This is a genomic window from Mycolicibacterium insubricum (genome assembly GCF_010731615.1).
GTDB lineage: Bacteria > Actinomycetota > Actinomycetes > Mycobacteriales > Mycobacteriaceae > Mycobacterium > Mycobacterium insubricum.
Map to the genome: position 1 here is coordinate 3,646,398 of NZ_AP022618.1, position 18,115 is coordinate 3,664,512.

Genomic DNA, 18,115 nt, shown 5'->3' on the forward strand with positions numbered 1-18,115 from the left:
TCAACCGGTCAGACGAGGCTGCTGCGCAGCATGCGGCGCGTGCGCACCCGGCGGATCGCCAGCAGCAACACCAACGCCACCACCCCGGCCACCGTCAGCTTCACCGCGGGCTGGTTGAGGAAGGCCACCGCCTTCGACTTGGCGTCGTCGGCGATGCGGCGCGGATTGGCCCGGTCGGCCAAAGTGTCGACGGTGGCGGCCAGCTGAGTGCGCGTCGATTCGATCTCGGCCTTGATGACCTCGGGATCCCGATCCACCACTTGACGCCTCCTGAGGATTCGCTGTCGTTCTGCCGCACTACCCTAGACCCCATGACCGAGAACGTTCGTCTGCAACCGGGCGACAAGGCCCCTGCATTTGCGCTGCCCGACGCCGACGGCAACGTCGTCAAGCTCTCCGACTACGCCGGACGCAAGGTGATCGTCTACTTCTACCCCGCCGCGATGACCCCGGGCTGCACCAAGCAGGCCTGCGACTTCCGAGACAATCTGGCTGAGTTGAACGGCGCCGGTCTCGACGTCATCGCCGTCTCCCCGGACAAGCCGGAGAAGCTGGCGAAATTCCGTGACCGCGACGGCCTGACCTTCCCGCTGCTGAGCGACCCGGACCGCAAGGTGTTGACCGCGTGGGGCGCGTTCGGCGAGAAGAAGCTCTACGGCAAGGTCGTCACCGGGGTGATCCGGTCCACCTTCCTGGTCGACGAGAAGGGCAAGATCGAGCTCGCCCAGTACAACGTGAAGGCGACCGGTCACGTCGCCAAGCTGCGCCGCGACCTGGGCGTCTAGGACTCGATTCGCGCGGGTGGGGGTCGCAGCAGGACCGCTGCCATCAAAGTCTTGACCCGGGCCCGTGACTGTTCGGTGGTGTCGTAGCCGACCAACCGCCCGAGGTCGACGACCAGCGCGAACGCCGCGTGCACCGCGAATCGGGCACGCTCTGGCGGCAGTTCCGGGCGCGCAGCCACCGCCAGCCGTACCCATGCCTCCACTGTCGCAAGCTGAACGTTGTGCAGGAGCGCGCGATCGGCGTCGGGAAGGTTGCCACGCTCGGTGTAGTAGGCGGTCGCCAGATCGGGATCGGCGAACGAGCGGGCCACATAGGCGTCGATCAACATGTTCAGCGCTCGCTCCGGGTTCTTCTCGGCAGCGAGAACATCGGCGATATCGCCGGACACCCGATCGGCGGCCCGGCGGAAGGACGTCGCCAACAGCTCGGGCTTCCCGGTGAAATAACGGTAGATCCCGGAAGCCGGCATCCCCACCGCCGCCGCGATGTCTTCCATGGATGTCTCGTGGTAGTGCTGCGTGCTGAAAAGGTGCATGGAGACCCTGAGCAGTGCCTCATAGCGACCCGCCGCCCCCGAAGTGGCGGTCACGACGGCCGCGTCGGGTTCAGCCCGATCCCCCGGTGCGGACGCGATGGTGGGCAGTTCGGTGCGCAGCACCGCATGCGCGAGCTCCCGCAGCACGTCGTGGATGTCGGCAGAGGCCAGCCGGGCCCGGTGGTCGGCGATGCTGCCGATCACACTGAGGGCCGCCGAGGACAGCGTCCAGCGTTGCCACGAATCCAAATCCGGCCGCAGTTCGGCCAACGGCCGCTGTATCCGGCGATTGACCAGTTTGATCTGGTCCTCGAGCACGGACTGATCCCCATCGTTGAGGTATCGCCCCTCCCAGCGGTAGAGCCCACCCGAATCGCGATTGGCCATCGAAGTATCGATCAGCGCACGAATCACCTGATCCAGCAGGTCGGCGGCGGACACCTCGGACGTCGCCTGGTCCGCGAACGCCGTCTGCTCCACCAATTGCTCCCCCAGGCTGATCACCGCATCCCGAAAGAGCTCGTACTTGCTGGATGCATGCCGGTACAGCCCCGCTGCGGAGATCCCCACCCTGGACGCGATATCACTCATGCTCACCGCGTGGTACCCGAGGGCACTGAACGCCTCGGCCGAGGCGCGCGCGATCTGCGCTTTACGGTCCTTCGGCCGGCGTTTCACCGCCGACCTCGGGTCCACTTGCACTGTTGGCATGCCTCAGCCTACCCCGCAGCGCAACCGCACATAGGAATGATCACTCGCAACCAGATCCACGCTGACACCCGATCAGTTCATTTATCCCATTGAGATGAAACCTCTTTCGACGGTCTGATGCCGTCCGTGCCCATGCCGCAATCGTCATCAATTATCAGAATGACGATTAACTTAGCTCTTGCGCAGCCGAGTTCGAAGTGACATGCTTCACACGACAGCCAGACGTGTGCGATCGGGGAAACAGCACGATGACCTACGAGCTACCCGCTCCCAGGGGGCCGATACGCGACCTGATGATGCAGGCCGGCTACATCGTCGGATTCTCGGTTCAGGCGCTGGTCAGCGTCGTCCTCGCCACCGTCAAACGACGCCTCTCCGTCTACGAGGTGGTGACCCAAACCCTGTTCATCGGGCGGGTGTGCACGGGTCCCTCACTGCTGCTGATGATGCCGATCGGCGTTTTCATCGCCGTCTCGGTCGGCGAACTGGCCGGACGCATCGGCGCGGGCGGCTACTCCGGCGCGGTGGTGGCGTTCATCATCGTCGGGCAGGCCGCCGCCCTGGTCTGCGCTCTGATGATGGCCGGTGTCGCCGGCGCGGCGATCTGCACCGACCTGGGGTCCCGGAAGATCCGCGAGGAAATTGACGCCATGGAGGTCATGGGGCTCGATCTGGTGGAACGGCTGGTCGCCCCGCGCCTGGTCGCCGCGGTGATCGTCTCCATCGCGCTGTGCGCCATGGTGACCTTCGCCGGAATCCTGGCGTGCTACCTCTACCACATCTACCTGCAGCATCTTCCCGCCGGCGCATTCCTGGCAACCTTCAGCCAGTACGGTCGGGCGTCAGACTTCGCAATGGCGCTGATCAAAGCCGCGCTATTCGGCCTCACCGCCACCCTGGTGGCCACCTTCAAGGGCTTACATGCCCGGGGCGGCCCACGCGGTGTTGCCGACTCCGTGAACGAAGGCGTCGTCATGGCCTTCGCCCTGGTGTTCATCCTCAACACGATCCTCTCGGCGCTCTACACGGTCGTGGTTCCCGCGGTTGGCAATTACCGATGACCGCCGTCACCACCTCCGCCTCCTGGCACCGCGTCAGCACGCCGGCTAGCACCGCATACGCCGGCCTGATCACCCTCGGCCGTCACGTCAGCCTGTACACGGTGACCGTGCTGACATTGCCGCAAGCGCTCGTGCGCTACCGCAAGCACACCTTCGGTCAGATCGGCGAGGTCACCTTCGGCACCCGGTCCCTGCTGTCCGGCGGCGGCACCATCGGCATCGTCTTCGCGATGTCACTTGCCGCAGCGATGATGCTGGGTGTCGAGACCCAACGCGGCCTGGAACTCGTTGGTATGAACACCATGTCGGGGATGCTGGCAGCCATCGCCAACACCCGCGAACTGGCCCCCGTTGTGGTCGCCATCGCGCTGGCCGCCAAGGTCGGAACCGGGTTCACCGCGCAGATCGGCGCGATGCGCATCTCCGATGAGATCGACGCGCTCGACGCCATGGGCATCAACTCTGTTCCGTATCTCATCGGAACCCGATTAGTCGCCGCCGTCACCTGCGTGATCCCCATCTACATGATCGGCCTGTTGGCCAGCTACCTGTCCACCCGGACCGTGGTGGTGTTGTTCAACGGCGCCTCGGCCGGAACCTATGACTACTTCTTCCATCTCGCACTCGGCCCGAAAGACCTGCTGTACTCGGGACTCAAGGCCGTCGTCTTCGCCATCGCGGTTGCCCTGGTGCACTGCACCTACGGCTACTTCGCCTCGGGCGGACCCGCAGGTGTGGGGCAAGCCGCCGGACGCGCACTGCGGACCGCCATCCTCACCATCGGCATTCTCGACGTACTACTCACCTTCGCGTTGTGGGGACTCGTCCCGGAGATTCCCGGAATGGGCATATGAGAGCCCGGCGTCGTGGAACCAGTGGGCCGGTCCTGGCTCTGCGCGGCCTGTGCGCGACGATCGCGGCAGCGTTGATCGCCGCGCTGCTGGTCGGCCGCGCCTCCGGCCGGCTGGATCCCGTCGACGACGTGTTCGTCGACGTCCCCGTCGCCGCTGGGCTGATCAGCACCGACGCGCCGATCCGCTATCACGGCGTCAATGTCGGCCGAATCGCCGAAATTACCTCTGGCACAAAACTCTCAACTGTCCGGCTCGCCATCGACAAGACCGCAATAGGTCTCATCCCGAGCTCGGTGGTGGTCCGAGTGGTACCGCGAACATTCTTCGGAGACATCTATCTGCAGCTGGCCGACGGGCGCCACCGCGACGTAGAGACCACGCTGCGCGCCGGCGCGGTCATCACGATCGACGACAGCGAGGACGCAACGTCGATGTACGACGTCTTCCGCAAGATCGTTGCGCTGTTCGCCCAGATCAAACCGGAGAAGATGCAAACCGCTCTCACCGCACTGAGCCAGGGACTGGCCCATCGAGGCAAGGACATTGGCACCACCATCGACAACCTCAGCGAAGCCGCCGACGGCCTCACCCCGGCCGCAATGCAATTCCTCGATGCGACACCGCAATTCCGCGACGTCATGGACGCGCTGCACACCGCCACCCCGGACATCATCAGAACCCTGTCCAACGTCACCGATGTGTCGAACCGGATGGTCGGCGACCCCAACTTCGGGCAGGCTCTGGATGCACTCGCGGATCTGGGTTCGGTGCTGGCCCCGTTCTTGGCCGACCATCGGGAGCAATTGATCACCATCATCGACGGGGCCGGCGCGATCCTGGCCACCACAGCGGCCCGGCAACAAGGACTTGTCGACACCCTCACCGAGGCAAAGACGTTCGCCGACGCCGGCTCGCGGACCTTCTCCACCGGCAAGTTCAGCATCACCGCGGTGGCCACATTCGCCGGGCCGATGCCGTACTCGGCCACGGACTGCCCCGTCTACGGCGGTTCGCGAGGCGCCCAGTGCGCGGCATCCACCCCGATCGACCCGGACAGCGGAGCACCGACCCGCTACGGCACCCTATCTCCGGTGGAACCGTCCACCCCGGCGGCCAACATGCCAAGACCCCAGCAACTGATCGACCCCGACGGGCAGCCCGTCGCCGCACCCTCGGGCGCGAACCCGCGTCCGGTTGTCCCGCCGACCCCGGCCCCGCAACCCCACTATCCGGCCGAGGTAGCACCCTCCTCGGCGATCGTCGGCGGCGAACCAGAAACTCGCGCGCTGACACTGCTGCAAAACACGGTGCTGGGCACCCACGAGGACTCGGAGCGCCCGAACATCGCCACGGTGGTCATGCTCGGCCCGCTGGTCCGCGGAACAAAGGTTCGTGTGGCATGAAGCTGACATGGCAGGCATGGGCCAAACTCGGGCTGTTCTGCGCCGTGGGGATCCTGTGCGGACTGCTGGTGGTCAACACCTTGTCGGTCCCGGTGCGCGGAAAGACGGTCGACTACATCGCGCAGTTCAGCAGCGTCGAAGGCCTCAACGTCGGCAACCCGGTCATGATGAATGGCATCAGGATCGGACGTGTCGACTCGATCCGGTTCGCCGACAACGGAAACGGAACCGCTCGCGCGGACGTGGGACTGGAGGTCACCGCCGGGTTCTCGCTGTCGTCGAAAGTCAATGCCGCGATTCGGTACGGTGACATGCTCGGCGCTCGCTACGTCGCACTGTCGGACCCCGGTGGCGCCATCAAGGCGGTGTCCACCGGCGACGACGCACCGCGGCTGCCGGCCGGTGGCACCATCGAACTCTCCCGGACCACACCCGCCGTCGATCTCACCGCCCTGCTCAACGGATTCAAACCACTGTTCGACGCGCTCGAACCCGACAAGGTCAACGCGTTGACCCGCGGCCTCACCGAGACGTTCGCCGGCCAGAGTGAGACGCTCAACTCGCTGCTGGCCCAAATCGCCGTCATGACAACGTCGATGGGACGCAACAAAGAACTCTTCGGCACGGTGCTGACCAATCTCTCGACCATGGCGGTATCCGTCGATGCACGCCGGCCGATGCTCGTCGACCTGCTCACCGGACTGCAGCGCCTGACCGCCGCCGTCGAGGGACCCGACGGCCAGCTGGACCTGCTGCTCGATCAAAGCAACGCCGTGCTGACGACCCTCGCGGCGACCATCGCCGACTCGGGTGAGGCGTACGGCACCGCGATCACCGATCTGAACAACATGCTCGGTGCCTGGACGAACGCCACGCCGGAGTTCACCCAGTTCGTCGAGAAACTCCCCCGGTTCGCCGACGCGATCAACCGCTCCACCAGCTATGGCGGGTTCGTCAGCCTCTACCTGTGCAATTTCACCCTGAAAATCGCCAAGCACGAGGCGAACATCTTCGGCAGCCGGCATTCGGAGGTGTGCCTGCCATGATGTTCCTGGTCAAACTCATCGACCTCTTCGTCGGCGCGGTGCTGTTCCTGTTCTCCAAACAGCGCCGGTACAACCCCTCGGTGCCACTGGCGCTCGGCACCATCGGGACGCTGGCCCTGATCATCGTGACGCTGGCAACCGTGGCGCTGCCGCGGGTCTGGTATCAGCTACGCACCAACGAGTATGCCGCCGACCTGGCCAATGCCAGCGGGCTGACCACCAGAGACCCGGTTTATGTCGCCGGGGTGCCGGCCGGACAGATCGAACACATCGCCCTGGCGGGGGACCATGTCCGCATCGGCTTCCGCCTCGATGCACACCAATCGCTGGGAAACCAGACCACCGCCACGGTCCGGTTGCGGACGGTACTGGGCAAGCGATTCCTTGACGTGATGCCCGCCGGGCAGATCGACCCCGGTTCGCCGAATGTCATTCCGCTGGCCCGCACCACCGTGCCGTACAGCATCGAGGACGTCGGACGCAAGGCCGTCGCCGCGGCCACCGGGGTGGATCGGCACGCGCTGACCGAGGCGATGCGCACCGTCGCCGGGTCCATTCCCGGCGACAACACCGATCTGCGCGCGACACTGGCCGGAATCGGCAGCGCCGGAGCCGTTTTCGCCGACGATTCGGAAAAGGTCGATTCGCTGCTGCGGATATCGCGCTCGCTGTCGGACATGCTGGTCGGACAGAACGATGCACTCGCCGACACCGTCGCGAACACGCGCGGCATCGTCGCCACCCTGGTCGCCCGTCGCGATGCGCTCGGTCAGTCCGTTGGGCACATGTCCGCCGTGCTGGCGCAGCTGGCGACCGTGTACCGGGACAAGCAGCAGGAGTTCGGCGACCTGCTGACCAAACTCTCCGCCGTCACCGCCGCCCTGAAGAACAACGCCGCCGCCATCGACCAGACGCTGTCGAAAGTGCCGCCGGCGATCCGGGCGATCACCAACGCCACCGGCAACGGGAACTGGGCCGACGTCAACTCGCCCAGCGTCGTCATGCCCGACAACATGCTGTGCGCCCTCAACATCCAGCGGGAGTGCCGATGACACGCCGGTCCTGGGTCATCCTGGCCCTGCTCGTACTTTTCCTGGGCAGTGCGACGTGGTTCGTATTCCGGCGGACCGACAACGCCACCGTCGTCCGGGCGGACTTCGCCTACGTCAACGGAATCTATCCCGGAAGCAACGTGACCATCCTGGGGGTCCCCGTCGGGAAGGTCACCGAGGTGGTGCCGCAGGGCACATCTGTCCGGGTGAGCATGTCCGTTCCCGGTGACGTCTCGCTGCCCGCCGATCTCCAGGCCTACATCGTCAGCCCGGCACTGATCAGCGACCGCAGCGTCGATCTCGGGCCCGCCTACTCCGGATCGGGACCGACGTTCACCGACGGGCAGGTGATCCCCATCGACAAGACCCACGCGCCGATTACCTTCGACAGCATGCTCGGCAGCCTGAGCACCCTGTCGGCAGCGTTGAGCCCCGATCAGGGCGACCTGGCGGCCCTGCTTTCCCGCGGCGCCGACCAATGGCACGGTCAGGGCCGCCAATTCAACACCGCGATCCGCAACCTCAGCACCGCTACCGCGGTCGTCGGCGCCCGCGGCGACGATATCGGGGCAATCGTCACGAACCTGTCGACCATGATGTCAGCCTTCGACCGCCGCCAGCTGACGCTGAACCAGTTCGTCGAGCAGCTCGGTCAACTCGGTGACAGCTGGGCAAGTCAGCGTATCGACGTCACCGCAACCGTCAACGACCTCAAGACCGTGCTCGACCAGCTGTCGCAGGTCGTCGACAAACACGGCGCTGAGCTCGGTGACATCTCCGGCAACCTCAACGCCGTCGGCGATCTGCTGGTCCGGCATCAGCCCGACCTCGCCGAGTTCATGGATCTGGTTCCGCTGATGATGCAAAACATGAAGGAGACCGTCGGGCCGGACCGGCGGGGCCGCATCCGACTGAACGTGTCATCTGTGCTCACCCAGTTCGCCGCCGCACACGACTTCTGCGAACGCACCCGCTGGCCAATCTGCTCGGGCATGGGACTGACCAACCCGGTCTCCTACCCGATCAGCCGGTCGGATCCGCTGGGCATCGTCACCGCCGTCACCGGCGCCACCCCGCCCCCCAACCCCCGGTATCCGAGGTGAGTACCGTGCGAAGCCGCAGCGGCACAAGCCTTGTCGCCTTCGGTGCCGTCGGCTTTACCGCGGCGGCGCTGTGGACGATGTCCGACCTCGGAGTTCAGGACCTTCCCGTCGGACGCGACGCGGCCGGCCCGATGATTTCCATCACGGTGGAACTTCCCACCGCCGACGGGATAACCCTCGGCGCGGACGTCCGCGACGGGCAGCAGATCGTGGGCCGGGTGGCCGGCATGCGAACCGTCGCCTCGGGTGCCTCGGTGACCTTGTCGGTTCGCGACGACAGCCGGCTGCCGTCGAACAGCACGGCCAGCGTCGAACTCCCGTCCGCGCTCGGCAACGCGTTCATCAGACTGGCCTCGCCCGATCACCCGTCGCAGGCCGTACTGCGCGACGGTGATGTCATACCGCCGAGCCGAACCGAACTGGGCCCCCAGATCGAAAGTGCACTGGCCACCTTCGGTGCGTTGCTGTCGCGCAGCGGCGTCGACCAACTGTCCACCATCGTCACCGAGCTCGACCAGGCGTTCAGCGGTCGGACCGAGAAGATCCGCGGACTCGTCGACCGGATGTCGGTGCTCACCGGCAAGGCCGATGAGCACCAAGGCGAGTTCGATCAGGCGGTGGCGCTGGCAGCCCAGGTCAGCAGCCAATTCGCCAACCAGCAGCACACCGTGGACAACTACCTGGACGCCATGCCGAGGCTGGTGGCCATGCTCGATATCCAGCGCGCCAAGATCCAGTCCCTGCTCGCGTCCACCACGGCGTTGGCGGCAACCGCGAATTCCGTTGCCGCCAACCATGACATGAGCGCAATCGTGCGGGATGCGGGCAGCGTCGTGACCGCACTGGACAGCTACAACGACCGACTGGGCTCGACGCTGAGCTCGATGAACACCTTCCTGACCCGGATCGCCGACTCGGTCAAGGGCGACTACATGGTGTTCGACGGCGCACTGGACATCCCCGGGAGCCTGGACAAGCTGCTCACCGGCGGCCTGCTGGTCAACGGCATCCCGATCAGCGGCGCCGAGGCGCTGGACGGCTTCCTGTCGGGCGGGCTGCGATGAGGCGGCTCGTCGTGGTCCAACTGGCCATGTTCGCCGTCATCGCGGCGGTGGTGATTCCGTTCGGGATCCGGTTCGTGGCCGGCCCGGCCGGTCTCATGCCGCCGATGACGCTGCATGCCACCATGTCCGACGCCTTCGGCCTCACCAAGGGCACCACCGTGACCGTGCGTGGGGTCGAGGCCGGAGCGGTTTCGGACGTGCGGCTCGGTCCGGACGGGACCGCCCGGGTGACGCTGGCGATCCATCCGGGAACACAGATCCCTCGCGACGCGATCATGACGGTCGGGATGAGTACCGCGGTCGGCATCCAGAGCGTGGACATTCTGCCGCAGACGAGTTCGGGTCCGTACCTGGCCTCCGGCGATACCATCGAGGCTCCCGCCGACCGGCAGCCGGTGCAGATGGACCGGGTCATGCGCGACGCCGCTGCGCTGATCGGCAGCATCGACGTCCGCTCCGTCGGGGCCGTGTCCGACGAGCTGTCGGCGTCCTTCGACGGTCTCGGCCCGAGTCTGGCAACCCTGATCGACAACGGCGCCGGTATCTCCCGGCGCATCCGCGATCAGCTCGGGCAGCTGACGCCGCTGCTCGAAGGCACGGCGCGCCTGGTCACGACGATGGCGGCCCAGGGCGGCAACTTCGTCCGCGGAATGAGCGCGGTGGCCGGATTCTCCGGACAGGTCAACGACAGTGGGCCGGTGCTGCTGTACCTGACCGACCACGCGCCCGCGACGCTGGCCTCGGTGCGCGCGGTGCTCGACACCTACCGCAACACCTTCGGCGCCACCCTGGCGAACCTGGCGACCGTCACACCGATCATCGCGGATCGCACCGACTCGCTGGACACCGGCCTCACCAGCATTCCGGCCGGGCTCAACGCGCTGGCCTCGATCGTCAAGGGAGATCGGGCCGACTTCGCACTGGTGGCCACCCAGGGACCGGTATGCGTGTTCGACGTCGACCGGCGCGCCATCGGGGACGTCAGCCCTGTCGAGCCGAGTCTGGTGCGCTACTGCCCGCCGACGCCGGACACCCAGATGCGCGGCGCCGTCAACGCGCCTAGGCCCAACCAGCTGGGCATGCAGAACTCCACGGCGCCCGGCGAGATCGTCGGCCCCGCTGTCGTGCCCGACCCGATCAAGATCCCCACCCTTGCCGAGCTCGCCTACAAGTGGCGAATGATACTGAAAGGCAACAATGTTCCCAACTGATACCGAGCCGGCCCGCACCTCATCGGACCGGTCGGACGAAACACCGCTGCTGTCGGCCGAGGAACCGAACGACGACGAAAACCCTTCGACACCGGCGGATTCCGACGGCGAACCCGATGACGACGGTCCGGAGCCGACGGAGGACACCGGCGACGCCCGGGTGACACGCCGCGCCTCCCCGCGAAGGATCGCGGGCGCCCTGCTGCTGGCGGGTTTCGTCGCCGTCTCCGCAGCTCTGGGATACACCCTCTACCAGCAGAGTGAGCTGAGCCGGCTGCAGCACGAGGCGGTGGACACCACCCGCGGATACCTGGCGGCCATGTCGTCGTTCGACTACCAGAATCTCGACGCCAACAAGGCCGAAATCACCGCCGAATCAACTCCGGACTTCGCCAAGCGCTACGACGAGATGGTCACCGCGCTCCGCGACATCGTGATCGCCGGAAAGGGCGTGGCGACGGCAACCACGATCCATGCGGCTACCGAAAGTCTCGACGAGCACTCCGCGACGGTCATCGCGTTCGTCGATCAGAGCGTCACCAACGTCACGGCGCCCAAAGGCAATCAGCAGCGGTATCGCATGGTCGTCACCTTGGCGCGCGAGGGTGACCGCTGGTTGGTGAGCAACGTCGAAACTCTCTGAGAACCCCGAACCGGAAAGGAATACCCTCCGATGCCGATGCACTATCTGGCCGACCAGGCCGCCGAACCGCAACTGCCGACGCTGACCTGCCAGGAGACGCGAATCCAGATCACCCAACGCACCCGCAGATGGAACAGGAAACCGGTGGTCACCGTCGTCGACGCACTGGATTTCTGGTCGGCCGCGGCGTCGGCGGCCAACGTCGTCATGCAGCTGAGCTGGCCCGAGGTCGGCTACGGTGTCGCCGAAAGTCGGGTCCATTCCGGAGCATTGATGTATCACCCATGGAAGCGCCTGCGGACCACCGCGCAGTACATGGCCGTCGCGATCCTGGGTACCGAAGAGGAACGCAAGGCCTACCGCGAGGCGGTCAACGTCGCCCATCGGCAGGTCCGGTCCACAAACGAGAGTCCGGTGAAATACAACGCCTTCAACCGCGAACTCCAATTGTGGGTGGCCGCCTGCCTGTTCATTTTCTACGAAGACACCTACCAGCTTCTGCACGGAAAGTTGACCGAAGAGCAGGCCGATGCCTTCTTCCGAAGCGCCATGCCGATCGGCACCACCCTGCAGGTCACCGAGGACATGTGGCCGGCCACCCGTAAGGACTTCGACGTCTACTGGAACACCGCATGCGAACGGATCCAGGTCGACGAGTTCGTCCGGGACTTCCTGATGGACCTGGTGAACCTGAAGATGATCAACGTCGTGCCCCGGCTGATCCTCGCTCCGCTGTTGCGCTTCCTCACCGTCGGTTTTCTGGCACCGGTCTTCCGGGAGCAGCTCGGATTGGAATGGACCGACACCGACCGGCGGCGGTTCGAGCATCTGTTCCTGTTCGTCGCCGTGGTGAACCGCTGCATCCCCAGACGACTGCGCACCTACAACTACACGGTGCTGATGCGAGATCTGCGCTGGCGCCTCCGGCGGAAGAAGCCGTTGATCTGAACGGCATGCTTCGCCGGTACCTCGCCGACCGGCGCTTCCTCCTGATGCTGCCGCGGGCGATCTGTCTGCAGATGCTGCACCCGGCCATCGCGGCCGGGATCTACCAGCACTCGGTGTACCGGGAACGGATCTGGCAGCACGAGCGACGGACCATACCCGTCGTCATCGAGATTGCCGGGTCCGCGCGGGATATGCGGCCGGTCATCCGGTTCGCCCACGAACACGTCAAGGGCCTCGACGAGCGCGGTCGGCCCTACCACTCGCTGAACCCGGACCTGTTCTTCTTTCAGCACGCCACACTGGTGGACACCCTTTTCACCATGGTGGAAAGCAGTATCGGTGTGCTCGAACCCGACCGGAGTGAACAGCTGTATCAGCAGTGCTGCGGCTGGTACCGGCGGTATGGCATCTCGACCCGCCCAATGCCGGACAGTTGGCCGGATTTCCGGGATTACTTCGAGAGGCGCTGCACCGACGAACTATCCGCCGGTCCGCATTTCGACCCTTTCCGCACGGAGATCTTCGCGCCATCGGACTGGTGGCCGCGGCTGGCGCCGAGACGGGCGGTGCGCGCCATGCAGCATCCCAGGGCCCGGGAACTGACCGGCGTCACCGTCAGCGAGACCGATCACCGATCGCTGCGGAGGTTCCTCAAGACCGCCGCCATGCTGCCACCGGGCAAGTACCCTTGGACAACCGGATCCGCCTCGACGGCGGAGATCACGGAATGCCCGTCCGCACCCCCGGTTCAGCCTCGGCGGACCGGACATGGGGCTCGACTCGCCCGATCGAGCCCACCCAACCCCAGGAGGCCGATGTGACCGACCCCGCTCCCGCCCCGCGGTACCTCGATGACCGAATCGCCCACTGGGCGGCGACCAAACCCGACGCCGAGGCGATGAGTTACCTGGGCCGGACGTGGACCTGGACGCAGTGGTACGACCGGGTCCGGCGGCTGGCCGGGGCGCTGACGCAGCGCGGAATCGGCCGCGGCGATGTGGTGGCGTTCCTGGACAAGAACCATCCCGCCGGGGTGGAGTTGACGCTGGCGGCGGCCTCGATCGGGGCGGCCACCGTGGTAGTCAATTTTCGGCTGGCCGCCGACGAGCTGGTCTATGTGCTCAACGACAGCGAGGCGAAGCTGCTGATCGTCGGCGCGGAGTTCGCTCCGACCGTTGCCGAGGTCGCCGACCGTATTCCCGGCCTACACACGATCATCGCGGTCACGCCCGACGGTGCCGATGGCGACGAATACGAACAGCTGCTCAGCGCATCGACGCCCGTGGAGGTTTCCGACCAGCGCGACCCCCACGACACCGTCCTGGTCATGTACTCCTCGGGCACCACCGGCCGGCCCAAGGGGGTGGAGATCACCCACGCGAATCTCCTTGCCCACATCCGCTATTCGCACGAGGGCTGGGAGTTCGACGACGGCGACAAGTGCATGGTGTCCATGCCGCTGTTCCACGTCGGCGGGTCCTCCTATGTCCAGACGCCCATCAGCGACGGCGTCCCCGCGGTGATGACTCGCGACGTCGACGGCGCCGCGCTCGCCGGCGCCATCCTGGCCGGCGCCAACCGCACCTTCCTGGTGCCGGCGGTGCTGGCCAAGGTGCTCGAATCCGGCCCCGATGCCGTCGCGCTGTTCGGCGCGCTCAAGACGTTCAGTTACGGCGCGTCGCCGATGCCGCTGCCGCTGCTGCGCGCGGCGCTGGAGGCCTGGCCGAACACCGACTTCATCCAGGTCTACGGGCTCACCGAGGTCTGCGGGGTGATCACCCACCTGGGGCCCGAGGACCACCGAGACACCGAACACCCGGAGCGGCTGGTCAGCGCAGGGAAACTCGTCGCCCACGCCGAGCTGCGCGTGGTCGACCCGGACACCCTGACCGACAAGCCGGTCGGTGAGCAGGGTGAACTCTGGTTCCGCACACCCCAGTTGATGAAGGGCTACCGGAACCGGCCGGCGGCCACCGCCGAGGCCATCACCCCCGATGGCTGGTTCCGCACCGGCGACATCGGCCACATCGACGCCGACGGGTATGTGTTCGTCGAGGACCGGCTCAAGGACATGATCATCTCCGGCGGGGAGAACATCTACTCACTGGAAGTGGAACGGGTGCTGGCCGAACATCCGGCGGTGCTGGAGGTCGCGGTGTTCGGTGTACCCGACGAGAAGTGGGGCGAGGCCGTGCACGCGACCGTCGCGCTGGCTCCCGACTCCGGATCCGCCGATGTCGACGCGGACGCGTTGATCACCTGGTGCCGTGAGCGCCTCGCCCACTACAAATGCCCCAAGGCCGTCGACCTGATGCCGGAACTACCGCGCAACCCCACCGGCAAGATCCTGAAAAAGGATCTGCGCCAGCCGTTCTGGGCCGGCCACTCCCGCAGTACCGTCTAGGGCGCGAGTTACCCGCAAGCGGGGGCGAGCGCGGCGAGCAGCAGGGCCTCGGTGCCGGCGGCCTTCTCCAGCACGCCCAGGTCCAGGCTCTCGTTGATGCTGTGCGCGGCGCTGGCCGGATCCTCCGGGCCGGTCACCAGGATGGTGGCGTCCGGGAAGGCGGCGGCGAATTCGGCGATGAACGGGATCGACCCGCCCATCCCCATGTCGACCGGAGCGACACCCCAGGCCGACTCGGTGGCGGCGCGGGCGGCGTCGTAGACCGGGCCGGTCGCGTCGATGGCGTACGGGGCGCCGACCTCGCCGTCGACGACGCGCACCCGGGCGCCCCACGGCGCATGCGATTCCAGGTGCGCCCGCAGCGCCGCCAGATGCGCGGCGGGATCCCCGCCCGGTGCCACCCGCAGGCTGATCTTGGCCCGCGCTGACGGGATCAGGGTGTTCGACGCCGCGTCCACGCCGGTGGTGTCGATACCGATGACGGTGATCGACGGCTTGTGCCACAGCCGTTGCGGCACCGTCCCCGAGCCGACCTGGGTGACTCCGGGCAACAGCCCGGCCTCGGCGCGAACCTGCTCGCCGGGGATATCCAGGTCTGTCGCAGCTGGGGGTTCGTAGAGGCCGGCGATGGCGACGTTGCCGTCGTCGTCGTGCAGTGAGGCCAGCAGGCGCACCAGCACCGCGAGCGCGTCGGGCACCACACCACCCCAGATCCCGGAGTGCAGGCCCTTTTCCAGCGTGGACACCTCCACGACGCAGTCGGCCAGCCCGCGCAGCGAGACGGTCAGGGCGGGCAGCTCGGTGCTCCAGTTGCCCGAGTCGGCGATGACGATGACGTCGGCGGCCAGCGCCTCGCGGTGCGCCGTCAGCAGCGCACGCAGCGTCGGCGACCCGGACTCCTCCTCGCCCTCGACGAACACCGTCACCCCAACCGGCGGGTGCCCGCCGAAGGCCCGCATGGCGGCGAGGTGACAGGCGATGCCGGCCTTGTCGTCGGCCGACCCGCGTCCGTACAGCCGCCCGTCTTTCTCGGTCGGTTCGAACGGCGGGGAAATCCATTGCGCCGGATCGCCTTCGGGCTGCACGTCGTGGTGGGCGTAGAGCAGCACGGTCGGCGCGCCGGGCGGGGCCGGATAGCGGGCGATGACCGCTGGTGCTCCCCCGGCAGCCACCACTTCGACGTCGGGGAATCCCGCCGCGGTCAGCAGCCCGGCAACGGCCTCGGCGCTGCGGACCACCTCGACCCGGCGCGCCGGGTCGGCCCACACCGATTCGATCCGGATCAGGTCCTCCAGGTCGGCGCGCACCGAGGGCAGGACCGCTTGCACGGCGGCGAGCACATCGTTCACACCCGCGACTGTAGTTGCGGTACCGAATCGGTACTCACCCGGCGAGGAATCCCGCAACTGCCGCATCCGGGGGCCTCGCCGGCGCACTAGGCTGGCATCCGTGAAAACCCTGGTCCGGCTCGCGGCGCTCGGCGCCACGCTTCTGTTGCTCGCCGGCTGCGGCGGCACGGTGGACGGCAAGGCCACCTCCTCGCTCTGGGATCCGAACCGGGTGGCCGGCCTGCCGGTCACCGACGGCCCCACTGGCATCCGCACCGACGCGCCCGAACCCACCGGGACGGTGGAGGACACCGACGGCGGCCAGATCGACAAGCTCGCGCTGCTGTCGATCAACGACATCGAGGACTACTGGTCACAGCACTACTCCCCCGGCCTCAACGGCACCTTCAAACCGGTCGACACCCTGCGGTCCTACGACCCGCACGACCGCGATACCGAGATCTGCGGTGAATCGACCTACGGCTCCATCAACGCGATGTACTGCAACGACGACCGGTCCATCTCGTGGGACCGCGCGATGCTGCTGCCGACCGCGGCGAAGTTCTTCGGCGACTTGGCGGTGACCGGCATCCTGGCCCACGAGTACGGCCACGCCATCCAGAAGATGGCCGGGCTGGTCAGCCGGAAGACCTCGGTGCTGGTGCTCGAGCAGCAGGCCGACTGCTTCGCCGGGGACTACATGCGCTGGGTTGCCGAGGGCGAGTCGAAGCGATTCGAGCTCAGCACCGGCGACGGACTCAACCATATGCTGGCCGGGCTGCTGACCATGCGCGACCCGGTGCTGACACCGCTGGACAACCCCGACAACGGCCACGGCACCGCCTTGGACCGCATCAGTGCCTTCCAGCTGGGCTTCACCTCGGGGGCGGCGCTGTGCGCCGAGATCGACGCCGACGAGGTCGAGCACCGCCGCGGCGACCTGCCGCAGTCGCTGCTGGTGGACCCGACGGCCGGGCTGCTCAGCCGCGACGTCGGCGTCACCGAGTCGGTGTTGACGTCGCTGATGGAGATCCTCAACGTCGTCTACTCGCCGGCCAACCCGCCGACGCTGTCCACCGGGGGCGGGTCCTGCCCGGATGCCGAGGCGACGCCGCCGGCGTCCTACTGCCCGTCCAACAACACCATCTACGTCGACCTGGACGCGCTGGCCAAGCTCGGCCAGCCGGCCACCGAGACCAAGAACTATGTCCTGCTGCAGGGCGACAACACGGCCATCTCGGTGCTGACGTCGCGGTACGCGCTGGCCGTGCAGAACGGTAAGGGGCTGTCGCTGCGCGGCGCCACCACCGCGCTGCGCACGGCGTGCCTGACCGGTGCGGCACAGCGGGCGATGGCCTCGGAGATCTCCACGCCGTCGGGGCAGCCGTTGATTCTGACCGCCGGTGACGTCGACGAGGCGGTGGCCGGGCTGCTGAGCAACGGGCTGGCCGCCAGCGATGTCGACGGCGGCACCGTGGCGGCCGGCTTCACCCGGATCCAGGCGTACCGCGCCGGGCTGGTCGGCACCGACATGGACGCCTGCAACACCCGGTTCCCGTAACGGGTCAGGCGGTCTCCAGGATCGCCACCGCGGCGGCGGTGTCGCCGTCGTGGGTCAGCGACACGTGGATCGTGACGTCGGCCAGGTGCTTGGCGACCTCCCCGGTGAGCCGCACCTTCGGCCGGCCCCACATGTCGGTGACCACCTCGATATCGCGGTGGATCGCCTCCTTGAGCACCGGGCGCTGGGCGAACCGGGAGCCCGACCAGGCCTTGATGACGGCCTCCTTGGCCGCCCACCGGCCGGCCAGGTGCCGGGCCGCCACCGACGACTTGTCGGCGGCGTCCCGGCGCTCACCGGGGGTGAACGTCTCGGCGAATGCCGTACCGGGCTGATCGACCTGTTCGGCAAACTCCGGAATGGACACCAGGTCGATTCCGACTCCCACTATCGCCACGGTGGCAC

General features: G+C 67.0%; 18 protein-coding genes. 14 read left to right on the forward strand and 4 right to left on the reverse strand.

Annotated features, from left to right (window positions below):
• Window positions 1-8: 8 nt before the first annotated feature.
• Window positions 9-260 (reverse strand): DUF3618 domain-containing protein, encoded by a 252-nt coding sequence (locus G6N16_RS17175; RefSeq protein ID WP_083030343.1) that lies wholly within the window; start codon window positions 258-260, stop codon window positions 9-11.
• A 51-nt stretch (window positions 261-311) separates the two neighbouring features.
• Here G6N16_RS17175 and bcp point away from each other — a divergent pair, with 51 nt between their 5' ends.
• Window positions 312-785 (forward strand): thioredoxin-dependent thiol peroxidase, encoded by a 474-nt coding sequence (gene bcp, locus G6N16_RS17180; protein ID WP_083030342.1) that lies wholly within the window; start codon window positions 312-314, stop codon window positions 783-785.
• Here the strand turns inward: bcp and G6N16_RS17185 are convergent.
• Window positions 782-2,032 (reverse strand): TetR/AcrR family transcriptional regulator, encoded by a 1,251-nt coding sequence (locus G6N16_RS17185; RefSeq protein ID WP_083030341.1) that lies wholly within the window; start codon window positions 2,030-2,032, stop codon window positions 782-784. The genes bcp and G6N16_RS17185 overlap by 4 nt on opposite strands.
• 248 nt (window positions 2,033-2,280) lie before the next feature.
• On the opposite strand from G6N16_RS17185, the gene G6N16_RS17190 reads away from it, so the two are divergent.
• Genes G6N16_RS17190 through G6N16_RS17245 form a run of 12 tightly spaced genes read left to right on the forward strand, consistent with a single transcriptional unit; the run spans window position 2,281 to window position 14,821 of the window.
• On the forward strand, window positions 2,281-3,093 hold the full coding sequence (locus tag G6N16_RS17190) for an MlaE family ABC transporter permease (RefSeq protein WP_083030340.1): 813 nt from the start codon (window positions 2,281-2,283) through the stop codon (window positions 3,091-3,093).
• The gene (locus G6N16_RS17195) at window positions 3,090-3,947 is read left to right on the forward strand and encodes an ABC transporter permease (RefSeq protein ID WP_083030339.1); all 858 of its coding nucleotides are present in this window, start codon (window positions 3,090-3,092) and stop codon (window positions 3,945-3,947) included. Before G6N16_RS17190 ends, G6N16_RS17195 begins: the two co-directional genes overlap by 4 nt.
• Entirely contained in the window at window positions 3,944-5,350 is a 1,407-nt protein-coding gene (locus tag G6N16_RS17200) for an MCE family protein (protein WP_083030338.1), read from the forward strand. The genes G6N16_RS17195 and G6N16_RS17200 overlap by 4 nt, the downstream gene beginning before the upstream one ends.
• Entirely contained in the window at window positions 5,347-6,396 is a 1,050-nt protein-coding gene (locus tag G6N16_RS17205) for an MCE family protein (RefSeq protein ID WP_083030337.1), read from the forward strand. The genes G6N16_RS17200 and G6N16_RS17205 overlap by 4 nt, the downstream gene beginning before the upstream one ends.
• Entirely contained in the window at window positions 6,393-7,448 is a 1,056-nt protein-coding gene (locus G6N16_RS17210) for an MCE family protein (protein WP_308205387.1), read from the forward strand. The genes G6N16_RS17205 and G6N16_RS17210 overlap by 4 nt, the downstream gene beginning before the upstream one ends.
• Entirely contained in the window at window positions 7,445-8,551 is a 1,107-nt protein-coding gene (locus tag G6N16_RS17215; RefSeq protein WP_083030368.1) for an MCE family protein, read from the forward strand. Before G6N16_RS17210 ends, G6N16_RS17215 begins: the two co-directional genes overlap by 4 nt.
• A gap of 5 nt (window positions 8,552-8,556) precedes the next feature.
• On the forward strand, window positions 8,557-9,615 hold the full coding sequence (locus G6N16_RS17220) for an MCE family protein (RefSeq protein ID WP_133052918.1): 1,059 nt from the start codon (window positions 8,557-8,559) through the stop codon (window positions 9,613-9,615).
• Window positions 9,612-10,826 carry an MCE family protein gene (locus tag G6N16_RS17225; protein ID WP_083030336.1) on the forward strand — a complete coding sequence of 405 codons (1,215 nt, stop codon included), beginning with the start codon at window positions 9,612-9,614 and terminating at the stop codon, window positions 10,824-10,826. Before G6N16_RS17220 ends, G6N16_RS17225 begins: the two co-directional genes overlap by 4 nt.
• The gene (locus G6N16_RS17230) at window positions 10,813-11,469 is read left to right on the forward strand and encodes an Rv1363c family protein (RefSeq protein WP_083030335.1); all 657 of its coding nucleotides are present in this window, start codon (window positions 10,813-10,815) and stop codon (window positions 11,467-11,469) included. Before G6N16_RS17225 ends, G6N16_RS17230 begins: the two co-directional genes overlap by 14 nt.
• Window positions 11,470-11,499: 30 nt before the next feature.
• Window positions 11,500-12,417, forward strand: a complete 918-nt coding sequence (locus G6N16_RS17235; protein WP_083030334.1) for an oxygenase MpaB family protein — start codon at window positions 11,500-11,502, stop codon at window positions 12,415-12,417.
• Window positions 12,418-12,422: 5 nt separating this feature from the next.
• Entirely contained in the window at window positions 12,423-13,238 is an 816-nt protein-coding gene (locus tag G6N16_RS17240) for an oxygenase MpaB family protein (RefSeq protein ID WP_083030333.1), read from the forward strand.
• Entirely contained in the window at window positions 13,235-14,821 is a 1,587-nt protein-coding gene (locus tag G6N16_RS17245) for a long-chain-fatty-acid--CoA ligase (protein ID WP_234805800.1), read from the forward strand. Before G6N16_RS17240 ends, G6N16_RS17245 begins: the two co-directional genes overlap by 4 nt.
• Window positions 14,822-14,829: 8 nt before the next feature.
• On the opposite strand, the gene G6N16_RS17250 is transcribed toward G6N16_RS17245, so the two are convergent.
• Window positions 14,830-16,170 (reverse strand): dipeptidase, encoded by a 1,341-nt coding sequence (locus G6N16_RS17250; protein WP_179961216.1) that lies wholly within the window; start codon window positions 16,168-16,170, stop codon window positions 14,830-14,832.
• A 100-nt stretch (window positions 16,171-16,270) separates the two neighbouring features.
• Here G6N16_RS17250 and G6N16_RS17255 point away from each other — a divergent pair, with 100 nt between their 5' ends.
• Window positions 16,271-17,710: a neutral zinc metallopeptidase gene (locus G6N16_RS17255; RefSeq protein WP_407663666.1), complete on the forward strand. Its 1,440-nt coding sequence runs from the start codon at window positions 16,271-16,273 to the stop codon at window positions 17,708-17,710.
• 4 nt (window positions 17,711-17,714) lie between these two features.
• Here the strand turns inward: G6N16_RS17255 and acpS are convergent, their stop codons facing one another.
• On the reverse strand, window positions 17,715-18,107 hold the full coding sequence (gene acpS, locus G6N16_RS17260; protein WP_083030331.1) for a holo-ACP synthase AcpS: 393 nt from the start codon (window positions 18,105-18,107) through the stop codon (window positions 17,715-17,717).
• Window positions 18,108-18,115: the final 8 nt, after the last annotated feature.